8 protein-coding genes are annotated in these 7,793 nt (G+C 71.1%); 5 read left to right on the forward strand and 3 right to left on the reverse strand.

The window, feature by feature from the left end:
- Positions 1-49: 49 nt before the first annotated feature.
- Positions 50-886, reverse strand: coding sequence for an ABC transporter permease (locus tag ACFWDO_RS20555; RefSeq protein ID WP_380325380.1), 837 nt, complete (start codon positions 884-886; stop codon positions 50-52).
- Positions 883-1,926 carry an ATP-binding cassette domain-containing protein gene (locus ACFWDO_RS20560; protein WP_380325377.1) on the reverse strand — a complete coding sequence of 348 codons (1,044 nt, stop codon included), beginning with the start codon at positions 1,924-1,926 and terminating at the stop codon, positions 883-885. The genes ACFWDO_RS20555 and ACFWDO_RS20560 overlap by 4 nt, the downstream gene beginning before the upstream one ends.
- A gap of 102 nt (positions 1,927-2,028) precedes the next feature.
- Between ACFWDO_RS20560 and ACFWDO_RS20565 the strand changes: the two genes are divergently transcribed.
- Positions 2,029-3,456, forward strand: a complete 1,428-nt coding sequence (locus tag ACFWDO_RS20565; RefSeq protein ID WP_380325374.1) for a serine hydrolase domain-containing protein — start codon at positions 2,029-2,031, stop codon at positions 3,454-3,456.
- On the opposite strand, the gene ACFWDO_RS20570 is transcribed toward ACFWDO_RS20565, so the two are convergent.
- On the reverse strand, positions 3,431-4,201 hold the full coding sequence (locus ACFWDO_RS20570) for a GntR family transcriptional regulator (RefSeq protein WP_380325371.1): 771 nt from the start codon (positions 4,199-4,201) through the stop codon (positions 3,431-3,433). The two genes, ACFWDO_RS20565 and ACFWDO_RS20570, sit on opposite strands and share 26 nt — an antisense overlap.
- Positions 4,202-4,534: 333 nt before the next feature.
- Here ACFWDO_RS20570 and ehuB point away from each other — a divergent pair, with 333 nt between their 5' ends.
- Genes ehuB through ehuA form a run of 4 tightly spaced genes read left to right on the forward strand, consistent with a single transcriptional unit; the run spans position 4,535 to position 7,688 of the window.
- The gene (gene ehuB, locus ACFWDO_RS20575) at positions 4,535-5,467 is read left to right on the forward strand and encodes an ectoine/hydroxyectoine ABC transporter substrate-binding protein EhuB (RefSeq protein ID WP_380325368.1); all 933 of its coding nucleotides are present in this window, start codon (positions 4,535-4,537) and stop codon (positions 5,465-5,467) included.
- A gap of 4 nt (positions 5,468-5,471) precedes the next feature.
- A complete protein-coding gene (gene ehuC / locus ACFWDO_RS20580; protein ID WP_380325365.1) occupies positions 5,472-6,218 on the forward strand; it encodes an ectoine/hydroxyectoine ABC transporter permease subunit EhuC in 747 nt (248 codons plus the stop codon).
- The gene (gene ehuD / locus ACFWDO_RS20585; protein WP_380325363.1) at positions 6,215-6,856 is read left to right on the forward strand and encodes an ectoine/hydroxyectoine ABC transporter permease subunit EhuD; all 642 of its coding nucleotides are present in this window, start codon (positions 6,215-6,217) and stop codon (positions 6,854-6,856) included. Before ehuC ends, ehuD begins: the two co-directional genes overlap by 4 nt.
- A 31-nt stretch (positions 6,857-6,887) precedes the next feature.
- Positions 6,888-7,688 carry an ectoine/hydroxyectoine ABC transporter ATP-binding protein EhuA gene (ehuA, locus tag ACFWDO_RS20590; protein WP_380325360.1) on the forward strand — a complete coding sequence of 267 codons (801 nt, stop codon included), beginning with the start codon at positions 6,888-6,890 and terminating at the stop codon, positions 7,686-7,688.
- The last annotated feature ends 105 nt before the right edge of the window (positions 7,689-7,793 follow it).

Genomic DNA, 7,793 nt, shown 5'->3' on the forward strand with positions numbered 1-7,793 from the left:
GGTTCGCGACCGAACCAGGGCCAAACGCCCGCTCACAACGAGAACCTGGTCAGTGGCGGGTGCGGTACAGGTGCATCGTGACGGGGCCGAGGACGCCCGTGAGGACGACGGCGGCGACGAGCACCCAGACGATCTCGCCGCTGTCGGGGGTGCCCGCCATGAGGCCGCGGACGGCGGTGACGAGGTGCGTGACGGGGTTGATCTCCACGAACCGCTGCAGGGCGGCAGGCATCGTCGACGGGTCGACGAAGATGTTCGACGCGAAGGTCAGCGGCATCAGCACCATCATGGACACCCCCATCACGGCGTTCGGGGTGCGCAGCAGCAGCCCGAGGATGGTGAAGATCCAGCTCAGCGAGAACGCGAAGACCAGCAGGAGCAGCACCCCGAGCACGACGCCGACGACACCGCCGTCGGGCCGGAAGCCCAGGATCAGGCCGAGCCCGATGGTCATGACCGACGCGATGGAGTAGCGCACGGTGTCGCCCAGCAGGGCACCCACGATGGGCGCCGGCCGCCAGATCGGCAGGGAGCGGAACCGGTCGAAGACGCCCTTGGTGATGTCCGTGTTCAGCGTGTAGCCGGTGTACACGGTCACGATGACGATCGTCTGCACCAGGATGCCGGGCAGCAGGAACTGGATGTACGCCGACGTCGAGCCGGCCAGCGCGCCTCCGAACAGGTACGTGAACATCAGCGTGAAGATCACGGGGGAGACCAGCACGTCGAACAGCTGCTCGGGCACGTGCTTGATCTTCAGCAGCGCTCGCCACGCGAACGTCAGGGTCATCGCGAGCGGGGACGGGCGGGCCGGGCGCTCGGTGAGGGCGACGGCCTGACGCAGGGTGGTGGTCGTGATCTCGGCGGGGTCGGCGGACGTGGTCATCGGGACACCTCCTCCTCGACGGGCCGGGCGTCGTCCTCGTCGGCCGGCAGCGGCTGGCCCGTGATCGTCAGGAACACCTCGTCGAGGCTGGGCTGGCCCAGCGTGAACTCGGGCACGGCGATGCCGGCCTCGCCGAGCGCGGGCAGCAGCTGTGCCACGTCGGCCGTGCCCTCGTCGGGCACGCGGGCCGACAGGGCGTACGGGTCGGTGGGCAGGGTCGGCGCGGAGCCGAGCACCTTCTCGACGACGCTCGCGGCCGCGGCCCGCTGGGTCGCGTCGGCGAGGCGCATCGTCACAGCGCCCTGGCCCACCGAGCGCTTGAGCTCCGTCGACGTTCCCTCGGCGATGACGGTGCCGTGGTCGATGACGGCGATCCGGTCGGCGAGCTGGTCCGCCTCCTCGAGGTACTGGGTGGTGAGCAGCACCGTGGCGCCGTCCGCGACGAGCACGCGCACGATGTCCCACACCTGGTTGCGGCTGCGTGGGTCGAGGCCCGTGGTGGGCTCGTCGAGGAACAGCACGCGCGGGGCGAGCACGAGGGACGCCGCGAGGTCGATGCGCCGCCGCATGCCGCCGGAGTAGGTCTTCACCTGCCGGGCGCCGGCGTCGGAGAGGCTGAAGGCGTCGAGCAGGCCCTCGACGCGGCGCCGGGCGGCCGCGCCGCGGAAGCCGTACAGCCGGGCCAGCATGAGGAGGTTCTCGGTGCCGGTCAGGTCCTCGTCGACGGAGGCGTACTGGCCGGTGAGCCCGACGGCGCTGCGCACGGCGTCGGCGTCCGCGACGACGTCGTGCCCGAGGACGCGGGCGCTGCCCGCGTCGGGTCGCAGCAGCGTCGCGAGCATCCGCACGACGGTGGTCTTGCCGGCGCCGTTGGGGCCGAGGAGGCCGAAGACGCTGCCGGTCGGGATCTGCAGGTCGACGCCGTCGACGGCCTTCGTGACCTGCTTGCGCGTGGTGAAGTGCTTGACGAGCCCGTGGGCGTCGACCGCCAGGTCGGCGGGGCCGGCGGCGGGGACGCGGGGCGTGGGCGGGTCGGACATGGGATCTCCCGGGGTCGCCTGGGTGACGTGCGTCACGTCCCAGGCTAGGACAGCCCTCCGACGACGAACTCATCGGCCGCCCGTCGTGGCAGGGTGGCGCCCATGACCTCGGAGCACGCCACCAGCGACCTGTTCGACGTCGACCACCTCGCCGCGTGGGTCGCCACCCAGGCAGGCTTTGCGCGGGTCCCGGGCGTGCAGTACGCGGTCCGCGTGGGCGACGACCTGGTGCTCGACGACGCGTGGGGCGTCGCCGACGCCACGACCGGCGAGCCGCTGCGTCCCGACCACGTGTTCCGCGTCGCGTCGCACTCCAAGACCTTCACGGCGACCGCGGTGGCGCGCCTCGCGGACCGGGGCGCGCTGCGGCTCGACGATCCGTTCGAGGCCCACCTGGCGGAGCTCGTGGGCGCGCCCATGGGCCGGGTGACGCTCCGGGAGGCGCTGGGGCACACCGGAGGCGTGCGGCGCGACGGCCGCGACGCCGACTTCTGGCAGCTGGGCGCGCCGTTCCCCGACCGCGGCACGCTGGTGCAGTCGGTGCTCCTCGACGGCGCCGTCCTCGGCCGCGGCGAGGTCTTCAAGTACTCAAACCTCGCCTACGGGCTGCTGGGGCTGGTGGTGGAGGCCGTGACGGGCGCGTCGTTCGCGGACCACGTGCGGGCCGACCTCCTCGAGCCCCTGGGGCTCCGGCGCACGACGGCGGAGGCGACCGAGGGACCGGCGAACGTCGTCGGCCACTCCGCCTTCGGGGTCGCCGACGACGGCCGGCTGCCCGTCGCACCGGTGCGCACGGGCGCCCTCGCGTCGGCGACGGGGTTCTGCTCGACGGCGGCGGACCTCACGCGCTGGTTCGCCGCGCACGCGGACGGCTCGGACCTCCTGCGCCCCGAGACCCGACGCCTGCTGCACCGCGACGAGTCGGTGATCGACCGTCCGCACGCGCGGCCGCGCCGCTACGGGCTGGGTTTCGAGACGCGGGAGATCGAGGGGCGGCGCGTCGTCGGGCACGGGGGGTCGTTCCCCGGCCAGCTCAGCCGCACGTGGGCGGACCCCGCCGGGCGGGTGGTGGTGTCGGTGCTGACCAACGCCGTCGACGGCCCGGCCGAGACGATCGCGACCGGGCTCTTCGCCCTGGTCGCGACCGCGCTCGACGCGGGAGCCCCGGGCTCCGCCGCCGACGTCGAGGCGCTGGACCGCCGCACGGGCCGCTTCGCGAACCTGTGGGGCCAGACCGACGTCGTGCGGCTCGGCCAGGAGCTGTGGCTGATCGACCCGCGCCGCGAGGACCCGTTGGCCGGAGCCGAGCGGCTGGTGGCGGACGGCGAGGACCTGCGGCTGCCCGTCCACCCGGGGTTCGGCGCGCCGGGAGAGATCGTCGAGGTGCTGCCCGGCCAGGACGGGCGGCCGGCCGGGATCGTCGTCGGCGGGCTGACGTCCTGGCGGGCGGACGACTACGAGCGCGAGCGGAGGGCCCAGCTCGAGGCGCTGGGCGCTCGCGGGATCAAGGCTCGGGGAACGTCGGCGTGATCGGCTCCAGGCGCGGGGCGGGGGAGGGCCGCGGCTCGTCGAAGGTCTCGACCTCCACCGTCTCGGGCGCCAGGAGGCGCGCGACGGCGTCGGCCAGGTTGGTGCGGATCGCGGCGACGAGCCCGTCGGCGTCACGCGCCTCGAAGCGTTCGACGAGGTCGACGTGCGACTCGGCGGCGTCCTTGCGCACCGCGTAGTCCTCGCTGAGCGTGAAGCTCGCGATCCGGACCTCGACGATGAGGGTGGTCATCCAGCGCAGCAGCCAGGGGTTCCCGGCGGCGGCCACGAGCGACCAGTGCACGTTGAGGTCGGCGTCGCCGACGCGCCGGGCGTCCTCGCTGCGCTCGGCGGCGACGAGCGCGTCGTGCGCGGCACGGACGGCCGCGACCTGCGCGGCCGTGGCCCGTTCGACGGCGAGCGGTGCGGCCGACGTCTCGACGACCGTGCGCGCCTCGTACAGCGCGCGCACCCGGTCGGCGCCGATCCGCACCACGCTGAGGCCGCGGCCGGGGGTCGACCGCAGCAGGCCCTCCTGGACGAGGCGCTGTGCGGCCTCGCGGAAGGGCCCGCGACTCACCCCGAGCTGGCTCGACATCTCGACCTCGCGGATGGGCGACCCCACGGGCAGCGCCCCCGAGTAGACGGCGTTGCGCAGCTCGACGGTGATGAGGTCGACCGTCGACGGCCGTGTCACCGGCGACAGGAACGGCGCACTGCCGACGGGGACCCGTGACGACGGGGTCATCTGCTCTCCTTCCACGTGGTCGGGGACCGCCCCGACGGGACACATCATCCCGCGACCGGGCCCACCGGCCAGATCGTGACCCTCTTGTGACCATGCCATGACTGCGTTCGTGGGCCTCCGGGCAGCCCGGGTGCCGGATTCGGCGCGGTCGACGGCGTCCTGACCTGCGACGACGTCGAACCTGACGGGCTGAGCGGCGCGCCCTTGAGGATTGTAGACAATCCGACATGCGGATACATAGATTGTCATAGCGTCGGCATCGCGGCTACGGTGTCGCACCGTCCAGACCCAACAGCCCGGCGCGACTCCGCCCGGGCACGGAAGGGAGACACCGTGTCGTCCATCAGGACCACGAAGCGCCATCGGGCGGTCATCGCCGTCGGCGCCGTCCTCACCATGACCGCACTCACCGCCTGCTCCAGCGTCGATGACGGCGGATCGGGCGACGGCGGCAGCGGATCGACGCTGCAGAAGATCAAGGACGCCGGGACGGTCAACGTCGCCTTCAACGGTGAGAAGCCGTACAGCTACAAGGACGGCGACGAGCTCACCGGCGCGACGATCGCCCTCGACAAGAAGATCTTCGGGGCGCTCGGTGTCGACGACGTCGAGGGCACCCAGACGGAGTGGAACTCGCTCATCCCCGGCCTGAACGCCGACCGGTACGACACCGTGTCCGCGGGCATGTCGATCCTCCCGGACCGCTGCAAGGCCGCCGCGTTCGCCGAGCCCACCATCATGTACACCACGGCGTTCCTCGTGCCGAAGGGCAACCCCGACAAGCTCTCCGACTGGCAGTCGGTGGAGGACTCGGGCCTCACCATCGCCGTCACGAGCGGCGCGATCGAGGACGGCTACGCCAAGGACACGGGCGTCAAGACGATCACCGTCGGCGATTCGACCGACGGCCTGAACGCCGTCGTGACCGGCCGCGCCGACGCGTTCGCGCTCACGGGCATCTCGATCCGCGCGCTCGCGGACAGCACCGACGAGGACGTCGAGGCCACGGACGCGTTCGTCGCCACGATCGACGGCGTGGCACAGATCGGCGCCGGCTCCGAGGTCTTCCGCAAGGACGACACCGAGCTGCGGGACGCGTACAACACCGAGCTCGCCAAGATCACCGGCGACAAGGACAAGTGGCTCGAGGTCATGGAGCCGTTCGGCTTCACCGAGGCGGAGTTCCCGCCGGCGGGCCTGACGGCCGACATGCTGTGCGAGGGCGACCTCAAGGCGATCCAGGACGAGCTGGGGCTGGACTCCTGACCGCATGTCAGACGATCTTCAGGCACTGATCGACCGGCTGCCGAACCTCGGCGACGCGGTCCTCGTCACGCTCGAGATGACCCTCGGCGGCGCCGTGCTCGCGATGGTGGTCGCGCTGGTGCTGGGCTTCGGCTCGCGCACCCGGACCCTCTGGGTGCGCGGGCCGTCCCGGGTCGTGATCGAGTTCTTCCGCGGCACCTCGTTGGTGGTCCAGATCTTCTGGCTCTTCTACGTGCTGCCGCAGCTCGGCTTCAAGATGGAGGCGCTCACGGTCGCCATCGTGGCCCTCGGCCTCAACTACGGCGCGTACGCCGCCGAGGTGGTGCGGGGCTCCATCGAGTCCGTCCCCACCGGCCAGTGGGAGGCCGCGACGGCCCTCAACCTGGGCTGGTTCCACAAGGTGCGCCGGGTGATCTTCCCGCAGGCGTGGGCGCTGATGATCCCCCAGCTGGCGAACCTGCTGATCCAGCTCCTCAAGGGCTCCGCGCTCGCGTTCTACATCACCCTGCACGACGTGTACTGGTGGATCGACGAGCTCCAGCGGGACACCCGCGACACGTTCTTCAGCTACGGGATCGGCCTCGTCATCTACTTCGTGATCGCCTACGTCCTCACCTGGGGGATGAACTGGCTCGAGGAGCGGGCCAAGCGCCGGCTCGGTCGCGGCGCGCGTCCGCGGATGCGTGACGTGCTCGGCCTCAAGCCGGGCGTCCCGACCGAGATCGCTCGCGTGAAGGGGGGCGTGGCATGAGCGACATTTGGGACTGGGAGATCGCCTGGGACGTGCTCCCCGACCTGCTCCGAGGTCTGGTCGTGACCATCGAGGCGACGGTCGTCGGCATGGTCATCGCCGCGATCCTGGGGCTGCTCATCGCCCTGGCCATGCGCACGCCGACCCGTTGGGTCCGTGGGCCGCTGCGCTTCGTCGTCGACTTCATCCGCATGACGCCGTTGCTGGTGCAGCTCGTCTTCGTCTGGCTGCTGCTGGTCGACGTGCCGCCGCTGATCATCGGCTTCGGCGTGCTCGGCGTGCACTACGCGACGTACATGTCCGAGGTGTACCGCGCGGGGATCGAGGCCGTCCCGCCGGGTCAGTGGGAGGCGGCCAAGGCGCTCAACCTGCCGAAGGCGCGCACCTGGTTCGCGATCATCCTGCCGCAGGCGATCCGCAAGACCCTGCCGGGCCTGGGGAACTACGCGGTGTCGATGTTCAAGGAGACGCCGTTCCTCTTCGCGATCACCGTGGTCGAGATGTACTCGGCGGCCCAGGCCTACGGCGCACTCACCTACTCGTACATCGAGCCGATCACGATGGTGGGCTTGCTCTTCCTGCTGGTGAGCTACCCGACCTCGCTGCTCGTACGACGGATGGAGACCCGCCTTGCCTGACACGACGACCACCTCCGCTGGGAGCCAGACCATGACCACACCGACGAGCGCTCCCCGCACGGGGAGCACCCCCGCCATCGAGTTCCGGGACGTGACCAAGCGCTTCGGCGACAACGTGGTGCTCGACGGGCTGAACTTCTCGGTCGCTCAGGGTGACCGGGTCACGCTGATCGGCCCGTCCGGCTCCGGGAAGACGACGATCCTGCGCCTGCTGATGACGCTGGAGGAGGCGAACGGCGGCCTCATCCTCATCGACGGCGACCCCTACACGCACGAGTACAAGGGCGACAAGTGGGTCGAGATCTCCGAGAAGCGCCGCCGCGTGGTGCGCAACCGCGTGGGGATGGTGTTCCAGCAGTTCAACCTGTTCCCGAACATGACCGTGCTGGAGAACATCATCGAGGCGCCCGTGCACGTGCTCGGGCTGTCCAAGAAGGACGCGATCGAGCGAGCCGAGCAGCTGCTCGAGCAGGTCGGGATGTCGGACAAGCGTGACGCCCGCTGCACGCAGCTCTCCGGCGGTCAGCAGCAGCGTGTGGCGATCGCCCGCGCGCTCGCGATGGACCCGGAGATCCTGCTGCTCGACGAGGTCACGTCGGCCCTCGACCCGGAGATCGTCGCCGACGTGCTCGGCGTGCTCCGCGAGATCGCCCGGACCACCGACATCACGATGCTGCTCGTGACGCACGAGATGCAGTTCGCCCGCGAGGTGTCGAACCGCGTGCTCATGTTCGACCACGGGCAGATCGTCGAGGAGGCGGACCCCGAGACGATGTTCACGAACCCCAAGCACGAGCGCACGCAGGAGTTCCTCAAGGCCGTGCTCGGCTGAGCCCCGCCGCACCCCGGCAGCCGAACCCGGCTGTCGAAACCCGGGGTGCCGAACAGGCAGTTGACACCGTTATCGCGCCCCTCGAGGCGCGATCACGGTGTCAAC

The sequence above is a fragment of the Isoptericola sp. NPDC060185 genome, from assembly GCF_042728595.1.
In the GTDB taxonomy this organism is placed as follows: Bacteria; Actinomycetota; Actinomycetes; order Actinomycetales; family Cellulomonadaceae; genus Isoptericola.